Origin of the sequence: Thermobifida sp., from assembly GCF_017577275.1 — a bacterium.
Lineage (GTDB): Bacteria > Actinomycetota > Actinomycetes > Streptosporangiales > Streptosporangiaceae > Thermobifida > Thermobifida fusca.
In genome coordinates this window covers 1-14,360 of the sequence record NZ_PITY01000035.1, presented here as the reverse complement: position 1 = coordinate 14,360, position 14,360 = coordinate 1, and the positions used below count along the sequence as shown (strand labels likewise).

The following is a 14,360-nucleotide window of genomic DNA, read 5'->3' as shown; positions in this document are numbered from 1 at the left end:
GGTGTGCGGGACGGGCTGCCTGCGGCAGGCCCGGAGAAAAGCAGAGTCTTGTAGCGTCACACTTCTGATCGTGCCATGCTCTCTGAGTGACCGCGCGGCATGTCCCAAGATCATCACGAAACTCCGACACGCCGGCAAAAACTTCCAGGAGCTGCCAGGAGTCGTGACACTGTCGTCAGTGTGCTCTTTCCGGTGACCCGAAAAGATTAAGGCTGAACTTCCACATGCCCCCTCACAGTAGGTCTGATGAGGCTCCGCCCGCGTTCCTGCGGGCAGTGCAGAGTCTGCACACCCGAACGGTGCGGCCTGAGATCGTGGTGGAGGACATTCCTGCGCCGCGGCGCCTTGCCCCGTATACGGTCGCAATGGCGGCGACGGTGCACACCGACGAGGGGGACGCGGCGTTCGGACGGTTGATCGTGCTGTACGACCCGGAGGAGTCCCGAGGCTGGCCGGGGCCGTTCCGGATGGTGGCCTATGTGAGCGCCGAACTGGAACCGGACTTGTCAGGGGACCCGCTGCTCGGCCAGGTGGCCTGGAGTTGGCTGACCGAGGCCCTGGAGGCGCAGGGCGCGGACCATCGCGCACTGAGCGGGACGGTCACCCGCGCCACCACGGAGGGCTTCGGCCTCAAAGCGGGGGAGCCCACGACGACGGAGGTGGAGGTCCGGGCTTCGTGGACGCCGACGGAGGCCGAAGACCTGTCCGCGCACCGGGCCGCCTGGCTGGATCTGCTGTCCGTTGCCGCCGGACTCCCCCCGGTGGATGTGACGGATATCTCTCGCAGGGCGCGTTCTGATGCTTGACGGTTAGGGTGGGGCTTGTACGGCCCCGCCTCGGCCGGGGCTTGTCGGTTGGGGCGGCCCCCAGGCGGCAGCGGGGAGCACATACCGTAGGGGTGTGGCGAACGTGCTGAACTCCAAGACCGAAGAAAGCCCCGATCCTGAGTCCACTGCCTCAGAACAGACGCCTGAAGCTCCCCTGCTGAGCGAGCCCAGAGACGGGATTCCCCCGGTCGTCGCCGACGATGAGGAACTGGCACGCGTGGCCGCCAAGTTCGCCGCGGGCAGCGGGCCGGTCGCGGTGGACGCCGAACGCGCCTCGGGATACCGCTACGGACAGCGCGCCTACCTGGTCCAACTACGCCGGGCCGGGGCCGGCACGGCGCTGATCGACCCGGTGGCCTGTCCTGATCTGTCGGTGTTGCGGGACGCGGTCGGCGACGCCGAGATGGTGCTGCACGCGGCCCACCAGGACCTGCCCTGTCTCACCGAAGTGCACCTGCGCCCGCGGCGCTTGTTCGACACCGAGTTGGCCGGGCGGCTGCTCGGCTACCAGCGGGTCGGCTTGGGTGCCATGGTGGAGCGGGTCCTGGGCGTCCGGCTCGCTAAAGAGCATGCTGCGGTGGACTGGTCGACCCGGCCGCTGCCGGAGGACTGGCTGCGCTATGCCGCGCTGGATGTCGAGGTCCTCATCGAGCTGCGGGACGCGTTGGAAGCTGAACTGGCTGAGACGGGCAAGCTGGAGTGGGCACGCCAGGAGTTCGCGGCGGTACTGGCCGCTCCGCCGAAAGAGCCGCGTCCTGATCCGTGGCGGCGCACTTCGGGGATCCACCGGGTCCGCAGCCAGCGCGGCTTGGGTGTGGTTCGGGAACTGTGGCTGGAACGCGACCGGATTGCCCGGGAGCGCGACCTGTCTCCGGGCCGGGTGCTGCAAGACTCGGCGATCGTGGAGGCCGCCCTGGCCATGCCCAGGACCCCGCAGGAGTTGACCGCGATCAAAACGTTCACGGTCCGCCTGGCCCGCCGCTATGTCCCGGTGTGGCTCAAAGCCATCAACCGGGTGCGGGACATGAAACCGGCGGAGCTGCCCCAGCCGAGTCCGCCAGGCTACGGGCCCCCGCCCACGAACCGGTGGGCCGACCGGGATCCAGCCGCGGCGCGGCGGCTCGAGGCGGCGCGTTCCGTGGTCGCGGAGATCGCGGAGCGGGTGGGCATGCCGACGGAGAACCTGCTGCAGCCGGATGCGGTCCGCCGTCTCGCCTGGTCGCCGCCGAGCCAGGTCAGTGTCGACTCGGTGGCCGAGCACCTGCGCACGCACCAGGCCCGTGACTGGCAGATCGAGTTGACTGCGGCTGCGCTGGCCGAGGCGCTGCGTGCCGCGGACCGTTGAGGCGCAGCACTTGAGGTGACCAACCCCATAGCCGGTGGCGGACTGTTTCGGGTACCGTGCACCCCAGACACATGATGTTATTGAACCGTGTCTGTTCTGGAGCTGAAGAGAAATATTCGCACGGTTCTCAGCAGACTGGCGTCCCTGGTTTTCTCGTGGTTCTCAGCCGTTCGGCGGGCAGTGTCGTGCGGTTCCCCTACCGCTCCTCCTAGCCTTCCCGCCGGAGGGGAGGACATTGACGCAGCGGAACAGACCGCGGCTTTGGAGCGCGTGCTGACCGAATGTGCTCAGCGGCACGGCGAGGAGCATCCGGACACCATTGCTGCGCGCAACAACCTTGCCGGCCGGTATGCCGCTACTGGGCGGCGCGATATCGCCGTCACCGAGTTCGAACGGGCGTTAAGCGACGCGGTCCGGACGCTTGGCGAGCACCACGTGCTGGCCGAGGTCGTCCGGGAGAACCTCGCCGTGTGCCACGAGGATGCCGACCGTTTCGGCGACGCCGCGCACCATTGGCAACAGCTCGTAGCGCAGCGGGCTGCGCGGCTGGGTCGGCATCACCCGGACACGCTGCTGGCCCGGGCCCGGCTCGCGGTGGCGTGCCGGCGTGCCGGACGGCTACGCGAGGCAGCCGACCACTACCGTGACGTCCTGCAGCATTCGGCGGCGTTCTCCGCGGAGGATGTGGAGGCGTGGCGGTTGGGCTTGGCCCGGACGTTGCGGCGGATGGGTCAGGACGACGAGTGCCGGGCACAGCTCCGGCTGGTGGTGGCCCAGCGCCGCCTCCGCCTCGGTGTGCGGCATCCGCGCACGCTGGCCGTCCACTACCAGTTGGGGTTGTCGTATGCACGGTCCGGCCGTCCCGAGGAGGCGGTGCGGGTCCTGCGCGAGGTCTACCGCCACTGCCTCGCTGCAGTGGGAGATCCGGAGGTGCGCCGGCTGGCGCTGCGGGTGCGCCGTGAGCTGGCAGCGGCGTACCGTGCCGCGGGACGTCCTCAGGCGGTAGCGGCACTGCGCTGACTCCGCTGCGGTGTCCCGGTCTGCGGCTGCGGTGGGCAACGCCGCGGGTTACTGCGGAGTATTCCCCGGAAGGCGGCTTTCTCCTATACTCGCAGCATTAGTTACTGATGAGTAGCATAGGGGCGACAACCCGCCATCCGCCTGATAAAGGAGGGGCAATCGTGCCGCGAACTGCCCGCGACGTCGTATTCGTCGACGGGGTGCGCACTCCGTTTGGTAAGGCCAATAAAGGCCTTTACACCGAGACCCGCGCGGACGACCTCGTCGTCCGGGTCATCCGCGAACTGCTGCGCCGCAACCCCGCACTGCCCCCGGAACGCATCGACGAAGTCGCTATCGCCGCCACCACCCAGATCGGCGACCAGGGAATGACCATCGGCCGCAGCGCCGCCATCCTCGCCGGACTGCCCCGCAGCGTGCCCGGCTACGCCATCGACCGCATGTGCGCGGGCGCCATGACCGCGGTGACCACCACCGCGGCCGGCATCGCTTTCGGCGCCTACGACGTCGTCATCGCCGGCGGTGTCGAACACATGGGCCGTCACCCCATGGGCGAAGGCGTGGACCCCAACCCGCGCTACCTCTCCGAGAAACTGGTGGACCCCTCCGCCCTGATCATGGGCAACACCGCCGAGAACCTGCACGACCGCTACCCCACCATCACCAAGGAGCGCGCCGACGCCTACGCGGTGCGCAGCCAGGAGAAGACCGCCAAAGCCTACGCCGAAGGCAAGATCCAGCCTGACCTGGTCGAAGTAGCGGTCCGCAGCAGCGAGAACGGCTACGGCCTGGCCACCGTCGACGAACCGCCGCGACCCGGCACCACCATGGAGGCGCTGGCCACCCTGAAGACCCCGTTCCGCCCGCACGGCCGCGTGACCGCGGGCAACGCCGCGGGCCTCAACGACGGTGCCACCGGGGCGATCCTCGCCGCCGAAGACGTCGCCGCGGAACTCGGCCTGACCGTCAAGATGCGCCTGGTCGACTTCGCGTTCGCCGGAGTGGACCCCGAGGTCATGGGTGTCGGCCCCATCCCGGCCACCGAGAAGCTGCTCGCCCGCAACGGCCTGACCATGGACGACATCGGCCTCATCGAGATCAACGAGGCCTTCGCCGTCCAAGTGCTGGCCTTCCTGGAGCACTTCGGCATCCCCGACGACGACCCGCGGGTCAACCCGTGGGGCGGCGCCATCGCGATGGGCCACCCGCTGGCCTCCTCGGGCGTGCGGCTGATGATGCAGCTGTCCCGCCTCTTCGCGGAACGCCCCGATGTCCGCTACGGCCTGACCACCATGTGCGTGGGCATGGGCATGGGCGGAACGGTCCTGTGGGAGAACACCAACTGGGAGGGGAACGCCAAGTGATCAGCGCGATCGAGGCCGCGCGGGAACAGTTTGCCGACGAAGTCGTCACCCGGGCACTCTCCCGCGACGTCGAACTGCCCTACGGGGCGGGCAAGGCCGTTCTCATCACCCTCGACAACGGCCACGACCACACCAAACCCAACACCTTCGGCCCTGCCGGCCTGCTGAGCCTCAACGAAGCGATCGACGCCGCTGCCGCACGCACCGACATCGTCGCCGTAGCGATCACCGGCAAACCGTTCATCTTCGCTGTAGGCGCCGACCTCAACGGGGTGCCCAAGATCCAGAACCGGGAGCAGGCGCACGCCATCGGCAAGCTCGGCCACGACGTGTTCCGCAAGCTCGGCGAACTCCACGTGCCGACCTTCGCGTTCATCAACGGCGCGGCCATGGGCGGCGGTGTGGAAGTGGCGCTGCACTGCACCTACCGCACCGTCTCCTCCGGGGTGCCTGCGTTCGCGCTGCCCGAGGTGTTCCTGGGCCTCGTGCCCGGCTGGGGCGGCACCTACCTGCTGCCCAACCTCATCGGCGCGGAAAAGGCGCTGAAGCTCATCATCGACAACCCGCTGGCCCAGAACAAGACGATCAAGGGCCCGCAGGTCTACGAGATGGGCATCGCCGACGCGATCTTCGAACCCGCCGACTTCCTCGAAGAGTCGCTGCGCTGGGCCGCCAAAGTGGTCACCGGGGAGATCACCGTCGAGCGCCCCGAAGTCGACAAGGGCGAGGCATGGGACCAGGCCGTGGCGACCGCGCGGTGGACCGTGGACGCCAAGCTGCACGGGGCCTCCCCCGCCGCGGTGCGGGCGATCGACCTGGTTGCCGAAGCGAAGAACCGCACCCGGGATGAAGGCTTCGCCGCCGAAGACGAAGCGCTCGCCGACCTGATCCTCAGCGACCAGCTCCGCGCCGGACTGTACGCCTTCGACCTGGTGCAGAAGCGGGCCCGCCGCCCCAAGGGCGCCCCCGACAAGTCGCTGGCCCGCCCCGTTACCAAGGTCGGCATCATCGGCGCGGGACTCATGGCAAGCCAGCTGGCGCTGCTGTTCGCCCGCCGGCTGGAAGTCCCCGTCGTCATGACCGACCTGGACCAGGAGCGCGTGGACCGCGGCGTGCGCTACGTGCACGACGAGGTCGACAAGCTGCTCGCCAAGGGCCGGGTCAACTCCGACAAGGCCAACCGGATTAAAGCCCTGGTCACTGGGTCGCTGTCGTACGAGGCGTTCGCCGACGCCGACTTCGTCATCGAAGCCGTCTTCGAGGAGATGTCGGTCAAGAAGACGGTGTTCGCCAAGGCGGAAGAGCACATCTCCCCCGAGGCGGTGCTCGCCACCAACACCTCCTCGCTGTCGATCAGCGAGATGGCCGCGGACCTGAAGCACCCTGAGCGCGTGGTCGGCTTCCACTTCTTCAACCCGGTGGCGGTGCTGCCGCTGTTGGAGATCATCCGCGGCGAACGCACCGACGACGCCACACTGGCGACTGCTTTTGCTGTCGCCAAGCAGTTGAAGAAGACCGCGGTGCTGGTCAAGGACGCGCCCGCGTTCGTCGTCAACCGGCTGCTCACCCTGTTCATGGGTGAAGTGCTGTCCTCGGTGGAGGAAGGCACCGAACCGGAGGTCGCCGACCGCGCGGTCGCGCCGCTCGGCCTGCCCATGTCGCCGCTGATGCTGCTGCAACTGGTCGGCCCGGCCGTGGCCCTGCACGTGGCCGAAACCCTGCACGCCGCGTTCCCCGACCGGTTCCGCGTCTCAGAGCAGCTCAAGGCAATGGTGGAGGCGGGCAAGACCACGATCTACGCCCCCGACTTCACCATCGACCCTGAAGTGCGGGCGTTCTTCACCGGCGGCGACTCCCCCAAGAGTGAGGAGGAGATCCTCAACCGTGCCCTGGAGGCGCTGGCCCGGGAGATCAAGATCATGCTCGATGAGGGCGTGGTCGCCGAGCCCGCCGACATCGACCTGTGCATGATCACCGGTGCGGGCTGGCCGTTCCACCTGGGCGGTATCACCCCGTACCTGGACCGCACGGGAATCTCGGAGAAGGTCAACGGGGTCCGTTTCCACCCCGACGGTTTGAAGGCGCTGTAGCCCGCACCACGGCTCCCGCGCTGCGGCCCCGCTGCTCCCTTGCCGGGCAGCGGGGCCGTGCCATGTCCCGGCCCCGGTCTGATCATGTCCGGCTGGTGGGGGCGTTCCCGTCTTCCATCCCCGTCCGATCCGGGACAAGCTGGTACCGAGCTCGGGCCACCAGACGGAGCGCTGCTTGCCTGCGCAGCGCTGCCCGGGACAGTTCCGCGAACACGCGACGGTAGGGCTCGATGGCGTTGTGATCGGTGAGAGAGCTCCGCACCAATGGTTTCTACGTTCACCCGGTCATCGTCGAAAATCCAGAAACCGTGTTCGGGAATCGCGGGGAGTCGGACGTGCAGCGGCACAATTCCGATCACCGTGCCTTTGCGTGCGATGAGCTCCACGATACGGTCCAACCGACCGACCATGACCCTGCTTGGACAGATCCGCGCATACAGGACTGGCTCCCCAAGAACGATGTCCAATGTCTTTTCCGGATCGTCGAGAATACGGGCACGCTCCATCCGGGCTCGAACGCCGGCCTCGACATCGTCAGGCGCACCATGCAGGGGCCACCACACTGTGCAGGACCCACCGGGCATAGTCGGGGTCTGCAACAGTCCCGGAACCACCGAGGTCTCAACAGCCCGGAGCTGGCGTGTACGCCTCTCCAGATCGCCGAAAACCGCTTGTTTGGCTCGGGTTCCCAGCGAGTTGACGACGCCAGTTCGCATAGTGGGTTTCCAGTGTCCTGCGCATAGCGAGCAGTTCGGCAATGGAACCTGGAGCGCCACAGGCTCCCGCCCATGCCTTCAGGTCCTCCACCGAAGCGGTCTGCCTGCCCAATTCCAGCTTGGACACTTTCGACGGATGCCAGCCCAACGCCTGAGCCAGTGCCCGGCCAGACAGCCCGGCCGCTACCCGGATCTCCCGCAAGCGCGCCCCAAGAGAGGTACAGGCCATCTGATAGTCGGTCATTGCACTCTGGTCGCCAAGTAGTCGGTATAGGTCAGCGCATGATGCCACGCCGCGTCTCGCGTGGTCACCGCAGCGACGACAGTTTCTGGAGTATCGTCGAGCCAGATGCCAGCGACGTCATCGCCGTCGAACTCAAACCGCGCGCCTATGCGACTGTCAAAGATCCAGAAATCCTCGTCGGGGAGTTCCGCGACCACCGGATGTTCCCGGGGTAGGTAGCGGATATCCTCGCCTGCTGCGAGATTTCAAGGTGTCGCCCGCAACTCCCAACGCAGGTAGTCTGAGGGCGGATCGTCAACAATCCGCACCCTCTCCATCCGCTTCCCTTTGGCGAGCTCTTCCCACACCATGGTCAACCACGGTTTGAGCCACTCGATTCCGGGGTCTTTTCCGGCCAGCCATTCTTGAAACGGCTTGTCCTCCCCCACGTTTCCGTACCAGCTTCGGGTTTCCAGACGCCACGCGGTGTACCGATAGGCCCGGAAAAGATCAGTGAATTCATCATCGCTCACATATTCCCGCACGCCGTTATCCTTGGGGGCAAAGCGGACCATCAGCTCTCGAGGGACGACGACAGCCGCCTCGTTAGGCAACACATTTTCCAACTGAGCCAGTGCCTCAGCGTCAACAAGCCAATAACCCTGCACAACGATGTCTCCCGTGTCGGTTTCGTACAGGGTCGGGAACTTCCCACTCACTGACGTCGTACCAAGCTTGCGAAGTTTCATGTCCTCTCCTTCGCAAGGATAGTCCCCGTTTGTCTATTGTGAAGAAGGATTGCTAGAGATTTCCCTCCCCTGCGCGAGCAATCTCGAGCAATCTCTCCCCCGTTCTTCTCCGAGGCCTCTACCGTTCATGGTGGGAAACATAGAATCCACCGAACGTTTCAGAAAGGCGTCCACTGTGGACCGGTGTGCAGTTGAGGAATCTGAGAAGCACGTGCTTACCCCCTACGTTCGAGTCGGTGTCCAGGACGGTCGACTCTTTCTCGGATCCGGATCCATTCAACGAGTCTTCAGCACCACATCCGTCTGGGAGCCGCTGATCCGCCTCGTCGGCTACTACTCGATTCCCCGAACCTTAGCGGAGGCAAGAACCTCTGGAAGGAGAATGCGGATTTTCTTCTCAACTTTCCCAGGAGCTCGTATCGATCCTCTACAACGGCCCTTACCTCATTCTCGCCGACTCCTATCACCCGGTAGACAGGTATAGTCGACATTCTTTATTCCACTGGCTCTCAGGAGCCGACCCGCAAGAAGTTCAAGAACGCCTGGCAAGAAGTCACGTTGTCTTCCTGGGATGCGGTGGTATCGGGAATCTGATGTCCGTCAATCTGGCCACTGCTGGAGTCGGCCAGGTGACCCTTGTCGACAGCGATCTCATCGAGAAAAGCAATTTGACGAGACAATACCTGTTCATCGGGGCCGAGTCGGTAGACCCAAATGCGAGGTTTTAGCACGGGAATTGCGCTCCCGTAACTCCGCCGTCGAGATTTCCCTCATGCAACGGCGTATCATCAACCGCGCGGATCTTGATACCCTTACCAAAGCCGACCTGATCGTGCTTTCAGCCGACTCTCCAGGGATCACCGAACTCGTCAACGCTCACTGCGTCACCACCGGACAGGTCTGGCTTAACGTGTGTTATGTCAATGACATTGCGGTATGGGGCCCCTTAGTCATCCCTGGTGTGACCGGGTGCTGGGCTTGTCAACGACTCACTGCTCGGGACTCCTCAGGGAATACAGAGCTCGATATCCTGGTATCCCGCATCAACAGTCGCTATCAGTCTCCCTCTCATGGCTCGACCAATATGCCTGCTGCTGCGCTCGCCAGCCTTGACGTCTTGAAGTACCTGGGCGGCTTCGGTTCTGTGCAGTCATTGAATCGGAAAGTGGGATTGTGGACCCACGAACTACGGCTAGACGAACAGTCCAGTCCGCGCAACCCTGAATGCCCGGCATCCGGATCGATACGGGCTTCGTCCAAGAGCTCTGTCTAACCTCGGGGGTTCATTTCCTTTGTCTTCTTCCTGTATCTTCTGTGCGATCGCTGCCGGACAGGCACCCTGTCATCCGTTCTGGGAGGATGACCACCATTTGGCATTTCTGTCGATCTACCCCAATACCGAAGGGTTTTCGGTGGTCATCCCCAAAATCCATCAACCTAGCTACGTGGTCCAGATGGACACCGATGCCTATCTCGCCCTTCACCTTGCCGCTCGTGAGGCGGCTCGATGCCTCGACAATGCGTTCGAGGATGTGGCACGCACCGGAATCATGTACGAGGGCTATGGCGTCGACCATGCCCACGCGAAACTCTTCCCCATGCACGGCACAGCAGGAAACGAAGGCGCCTCCTGGAGAGCCGTGCACTCCTCAGTAGACATTTATTTCCACCGGTACGAGGGCTACCTGTCCTCTCACGACCACGCCCGTGCTGATGACACAGAACTGGCTGCGTTAGCCGAGCGCATCAGGAGCGCACGCCAGTAAATCGAATAATCCCCTTTAGAGACCAGAGAGAATCTGGTCTCTAAAGGGGATTTTATAGACAACGAAGGGGTGGAAGTTATTCCCATCCACCCCCTCACGGTCTTTATTTTCGCTGCTAGTTGCTTCCGTCTCCGTTCATCGAAAACCTCCCCTTCCACTCTGCAAAGAACGATAGGACGATTTTCGAGGCCCTCTTACGTCGTCCTGGAATGAAAATAACACCGACTTCCTGGAAGAAAAGAGAGGTTTCTTGAGATTGCTCTGCCGCGTGCCCTGGACGCCGGTTCGCGGGCCGCCCGGGCGTCCAGGGCGCCTTATCGGTCGGGTTGCGCGGCTAGGAGCCGACTTTCGCCGCCGCGGCCGTGTCCTGCGTGGACTGCGGGGCCTCGTCGCTCTCGGTAATCCCGATACGGTCGTGCAGCCAGCGCAGCGGGCCAGGCAGCCACCAGTTGGCCTTGCCGAGCAGCCGCATCGTGGCGGGCACCAGCAGGGCGCGCACCAGGGTGGCGTCCACGACCACCGCCACGGCCAGGCCGATACCGACGATCTTGAGGAGCAGCAGGCCGGAGACCCCCATCGCGAGCAGCACCACGATGAGCAGCAGTGCGGCACTGGTGATGATCCGCCCGGTGCGCTGCAGCCCCACCGCGACCGAGTGGGTGTTGTCGCCGGTCGCCAAGTACTCTTCGCGGACCCGGCTGAGCAGGAACAGCTCGTAGTCCATGGCGAGGCCGAACGCGACGATGATGATGAGCACCAGGTAGGTGGGGTCGATTGTGCCGACCGGGGTGAAGGCCAGCACGTCGGCCAAGTGCCCTTCCTGGAAACCCCAGATGACCGCACCGAGGGATGCGCCCAGCGACAGGAAGCCCATGATGACCGCCTTGACCGGCAGGACTACCGAGCCGAAGGCGAGGAACAGCAGGACGAGGGTGGTCAGGGTGACGAACGCCAGGGTGGTGGGCAGGGTCCGCACGATTGCGTCCGTGTTGTCGAGCTGCTGCGCGGCTGGGCCGCCCACCAGCACCTCGTCCGCGCCTGTGGGAGGCTCCGCGGCGCGGACGTCCCGCACCAGACTGGACGTGGAGTCGTCGTCGATCTCGCCCTCGTAGGTCACGGCCAGGTGGGCGGTCTCGTCGCCGGTGCGGAGAATCTGGGCGCCGTGCGCGCCGTCCAGGTCGGCGAGCTCCGCGCGGAAGGCTTCCAGGTCGTCGTCGGTGACACTTCCGGTGACGACCACGTCGATCTGGCTGATCCCGCCTGCGGGGAAGTCCTCGCGGAGCATCTGCGTGGCCTGGCGGCTGTCAGCGTTGTCGGGCAGGTAGCGCTGGTCGGTGGAGCCGACGTTGAGAGAGGCCAGCGCCGACGCGAACGTGACGAGCACGGCAGCGACCGTGACCAGGTAGAGGATGGGACGGCGCATCACGCTGTGGGCCAGCCGCGACCAGCCGCCTACCCGGTCGTCGACGTCCGTGCCGGAGCTGCGCCGCACGCGGATGGGCAGCCGCAGCGCGTCGATGCGCGGGCCGACCACGGCGAGCAGAGCGGGGAGGACGACGAGCGCGGCCACGAGGTCGAACAGGACGACAGCGATCCCGCCCAAGCCGATCGATCCCAGGATGGGTTGCGGGAAGAACAGCAGCCCGGCAAAAGCGATGAGGACGGTAATCCCGGAGAAGGCGACGGTCCGCCCCGCCGTGGCCAGGGTGGCGGGCAGGGCGCTGGTGACCTGCCCGGTGCGGCGCATCTCTTCGCGGAACCGGTTGACGAGGAACAGACCGTAGTCGATGGCTAGGCCCAGGCCGAGGATGCTGGCGACGTTGACGGCGAACGCGGACACCTCGGTGACGTAGGTGAGGGCGCGCAGCAGAACCAGGGCGCCGAGGATCGCCAGACCGCCCACGGCCAGCGGCATCAATGCGGCGACCACACCGCCGAAAATAGCGACGAGCAGGACGAGCACCAGCGGCAGGGAGATGAGCTCGGCGCGGACCACATCGGTCCGGGCCTGCTCGGACAGTTCGTTCTGGATCGCTATCGGACCGCCCACGTAGGTGTCCAGCGGTCCGGCGTCCAGGTCGCGGGCGATCTGCCGGAAGGACTCCATCCGCTCCACCGCGTCGTCCCCAGCGAGAGTGATGGGCACGTACACCGCGTGGCGGTCTTCGGAGATGAGCACGCCCCGTTCGAGGTCGCTGAGCCCGTCGTCCAGGTAGGTGGTGGCCGAGACCACGTACTCGTCAGGGAGTTCGCTGACGGCTCGCTGCACCGCCTTGGCGAATGTGGGGTTGTCGAAGGTCAGCTCGTCGCTGCGGTAGACGGCTACCACGTCCACCCCGTCGTGGCCGAGCCTCTCCTCGATCACCTCGGCGGCTCGGGTGGACTCTGCCTCAGGGTCTTCGAAGCCCCCGTCGCTGACTGCGTCGAACAGCCCGGTGCCCCAGCCGAGCGCGAACACGACGAACGCCGCCGTGCCTAGGAGCACCCAAGCCCGACACCGGTAGGCGAACCGGCCGAGCGCAGAGAACATGAATGTCTCCCTCGGGTGTTCATTTGTGATAAATGGCGGTAACGTTAGCAAACACCGTTAACCATAAAGTACGGCGCTTACTGTACAGGGACCTTTCCACCAGCCACAAATCCCACCGCGAAGGACTTTCCGTGCCTAAAGACACGACCTTCCCCGCGAGGTGCGAGACCGGGGCCGCGTCCGTTCCCATGTCTCGGCGGATGCGGATCCGCGCAGCCACGCTGGCGGAGATCAAAACAATCGCCCGCAACCTGCTCAGCGCGCACGGCCCCGGCGGGGTCTCGCTGCGCGCGATCGCCCGGGAGATGGGCATGACCGCTCCCGCCCTCTACCGGTACTTCTCCAGCCTCGACGACCTGCTGCTCGCTCTCCGTGCCGAGTTCTTCGCCGAACTCAGCGCGCAGATCACCGACGCCAGCGGACGCCTCCCCGCCGACGACGTCGACGGCCGCCTGCTCGCCGCACTGCGGGCCTTCCGTTCCTGGGCACTCGCCAACCGGGCCGAGTTCATCCTGCTTTTCGGGCCCCGCGACGAACCGTTTACGACCACCGAACCGCACTGCGCCGCGCTGCAACACGAAAAGCAGCGGTTCGCCGCGATCTTCCTCTCCCTTTTCAACCGGCTGCTCGAAGAGGGGCGGGTACCGCTCCCCGACACCGCGTCTTTCTCCCCCGAGCTCCGCGCGCAACTGCACCTCTTCGCACGTGACGCCGGGTTTGCCGGGGCGAACGCCACCGAGGGGGCGCTGCGCGTCCTCACCGCATGCTGGGTCCGGCTCTACGGACTGGTCTGCATGGAAGTCTTCCGCAGCATGCCGTTCACCGTCGGCGACCTGGAACCGCTGTTCGAAGCGGAGCTCTGCGATGTGCTGACGTCGATCGGGGTCCGCTACCGGGCGCCGCACTCCTGACCGGAACCGGCTGGCACCCCGCAACGTCTCACAGAAGTGCCCGCCCGGAACACCCTGCTCGCTCGCCGTTGAGCAGGATGTCCGAATAGTGTGGGCTTCTCCGCTGTCCACCCCCGACGACGAAGGACCCCCCGTGGAGACGCCTCGCGGCGGCGCTGCCGCCCCGGATCCGACCCCTCAGGCTTCTTCTCAGGACGACACTCCAATCCCGCCTTCGGTGACGCAGCACAGCAGCCCCGTACCCCCGCTTCCGGGGACGGGAGCCGCGGAACCACGCGCGGATGCGAGCCCTCTCCCGGCTTCCTGGACGCCCGCCGGGCCCCCGCCCTCCAGTTTCCGCCCGCTGCCCCCCCACCCCCCCGAGGCCCCCCCCCGCCCGCCGCTGGCGATCGGCCCGGGGAACCCCCCGGAGGGCCAGGCCGTACCCGATGTTCTCCGCCACCGTCAGATGGGGGAAGAGGGCGTACTCCTGGAACACGAAGCCGACCCGGTCCCGGCGGAGGAGGGTCAGCTGCCGCTCGCTGAGGCGGCCGATGTCGACGTCCCCGATGATGGCGGTGCCGCTGGTGAGGCGGTCGAGCCCCGCGGCGCACTGCATGAGCGTCGACTTGCCCGAGCCCGACGGGCCCATGATGGCGGTGAACCGCCCGGCCTCGACGTCGAGGTCGATCTCGTCGAGGGCCACGACCGCGGTGGGGCCCTGGCCGTAGACCTTCGTCGCCTTGACGGCGCGCGCCGCCGGCGGCGCCGCGGTGGCGGTGGCCGGCGCGTCCTGGAGGTCGCCGGACGTCGGCGGGGTTGCCGCAGGGTTCTCCATGG

At 66.0% G+C, this 14,360-nt stretch carries 13 protein-coding genes and 3 pseudogenes; 9 read left to right on the top strand and 7 right to left on the bottom strand.

All coding sequences use genetic code 11. The annotated features are described in order from the left end of the window. The first annotated feature begins 224 nt into the window (after window positions 1-224). From CW348_RS15490 to CW348_RS15470, 5 genes are all read left to right on the top strand, one after another. Complete coding sequence (locus CW348_RS15490; RefSeq protein WP_011292324.1) at window positions 225-806, top strand: DUF3000 domain-containing protein; 582 nt, start codon at window positions 225-227, stop codon at window positions 804-806. A 94-nt stretch (window positions 807-900) separates the two neighbouring features. Beyond that, window positions 901-2,172 carry an HRDC domain-containing protein gene (locus CW348_RS15485; RefSeq protein WP_016188886.1) on the top strand — a complete coding sequence of 424 codons (1,272 nt, stop codon included), beginning with the start codon at window positions 901-903 and terminating at the stop codon, window positions 2,170-2,172. Between the two features lie 270 nt (window positions 2,173-2,442). Then, the gene (locus CW348_RS15480; protein ID WP_227480890.1) at window positions 2,443-3,192 is read left to right on the top strand and encodes a tetratricopeptide repeat-containing protein; all 750 of its coding nucleotides are present in this window, start codon (window positions 2,443-2,445) and stop codon (window positions 3,190-3,192) included. A gap of 161 nt (window positions 3,193-3,353) precedes the next feature. Then, window positions 3,354-4,556: an acetyl-CoA C-acyltransferase gene (locus tag CW348_RS15475; protein WP_011292327.1), complete on the top strand. Its 1,203-nt coding sequence runs from the start codon at window positions 3,354-3,356 to the stop codon at window positions 4,554-4,556. Further along, a complete protein-coding gene (locus CW348_RS15470) occupies window positions 4,553-6,646 on the top strand; it encodes a 3-hydroxyacyl-CoA dehydrogenase NAD-binding domain-containing protein (RefSeq protein WP_011292328.1) in 2,094 nt (697 codons plus the stop codon). Before CW348_RS15475 ends, CW348_RS15470 begins: the two co-directional genes overlap by 4 nt. 82 nt (window positions 6,647-6,728) lie before the next feature. On the opposite strand, the gene CW348_RS15465 is transcribed toward CW348_RS15470, so the two are convergent. From CW348_RS15465 to CW348_RS15445, 5 genes and pseudogenes are all read right to left on the bottom strand, one after another. Then, entirely contained in the window at window positions 6,729-6,908 is a 180-nt protein-coding gene (locus CW348_RS15465; RefSeq protein ID WP_227481050.1) for a hypothetical protein, read from the bottom strand. Between the two features lie 64 nt (window positions 6,909-6,972). Then, window positions 6,973-7,362, bottom strand: a pseudogene (locus CW348_RS15460) (Scr1 family TA system antitoxin-like transcriptional regulator); the annotation flags it as partial. Then, complete coding sequence (locus tag CW348_RS15455; protein ID WP_227481043.1) at window positions 7,268-7,591, bottom strand: helix-turn-helix domain-containing protein; 324 nt, start codon at window positions 7,589-7,591, stop codon at window positions 7,268-7,270. The pseudogene CW348_RS15460 and the gene CW348_RS15455, both read right to left, overlap by 95 nt. 11 nt (window positions 7,592-7,602) lie before the next feature. After that, window positions 7,603-8,130, bottom strand: a pseudogene (locus tag CW348_RS15450) (DUF6879 family protein). A gap of 6 nt (window positions 8,131-8,136) precedes the next feature. Next, window positions 8,137-8,334: pseudogene (locus CW348_RS15445) on the bottom strand (hypothetical protein); the annotation flags it as partial. A 371-nt stretch (window positions 8,335-8,705) separates the two neighbouring features. Here CW348_RS15445 and CW348_RS15970 point away from each other — a divergent pair. From CW348_RS15970 to CW348_RS15430, 3 genes are read left to right on the top strand one after another with little or no spacing between them, the layout of a single operon-like run. Continuing rightward, complete coding sequence (locus CW348_RS15970; protein WP_081638445.1) at window positions 8,706-9,062, top strand: ThiF family adenylyltransferase; 357 nt, start codon at window positions 8,706-8,708, stop codon at window positions 9,060-9,062. Next, on the top strand, window positions 9,014-9,607 hold the full coding sequence (locus CW348_RS15435; protein WP_258076873.1) for a ThiF family adenylyltransferase: 594 nt from the start codon (window positions 9,014-9,016) through the stop codon (window positions 9,605-9,607). The genes CW348_RS15970 and CW348_RS15435 overlap by 49 nt, the downstream gene beginning before the upstream one ends. Before the next feature lie 19 nt (window positions 9,608-9,626). Beyond that, a complete protein-coding gene (locus CW348_RS15430; protein WP_011292335.1) occupies window positions 9,627-10,100 on the top strand; it encodes an HIT family protein in 474 nt (157 codons plus the stop codon). A gap of 334 nt (window positions 10,101-10,434) precedes the next feature. On the opposite strand, the gene CW348_RS15425 is transcribed toward CW348_RS15430, so the two are convergent. Then, window positions 10,435-12,630, bottom strand: coding sequence for an MMPL family transporter (locus CW348_RS15425; RefSeq protein ID WP_104612812.1), 2,196 nt, complete (start codon window positions 12,628-12,630; stop codon window positions 10,435-10,437). A 188-nt stretch (window positions 12,631-12,818) separates the two neighbouring features. Between CW348_RS15425 and CW348_RS15420 the strand changes: the two genes are divergently transcribed. After that, window positions 12,819-13,541, top strand: coding sequence for a TetR/AcrR family transcriptional regulator (locus CW348_RS15420; RefSeq protein ID WP_016188893.1), 723 nt, complete (start codon window positions 12,819-12,821; stop codon window positions 13,539-13,541). A 28-nt stretch (window positions 13,542-13,569) separates the two neighbouring features. On the opposite strand, the gene CW348_RS15415 is transcribed toward CW348_RS15420, so the two are convergent. Then, window positions 13,570-14,360, bottom strand: a 791-nt coding sequence (locus tag CW348_RS15415) for an ABC transporter ATP-binding protein (RefSeq protein ID WP_287464159.1), incomplete at its 5' end; no start/stop codon positions are given.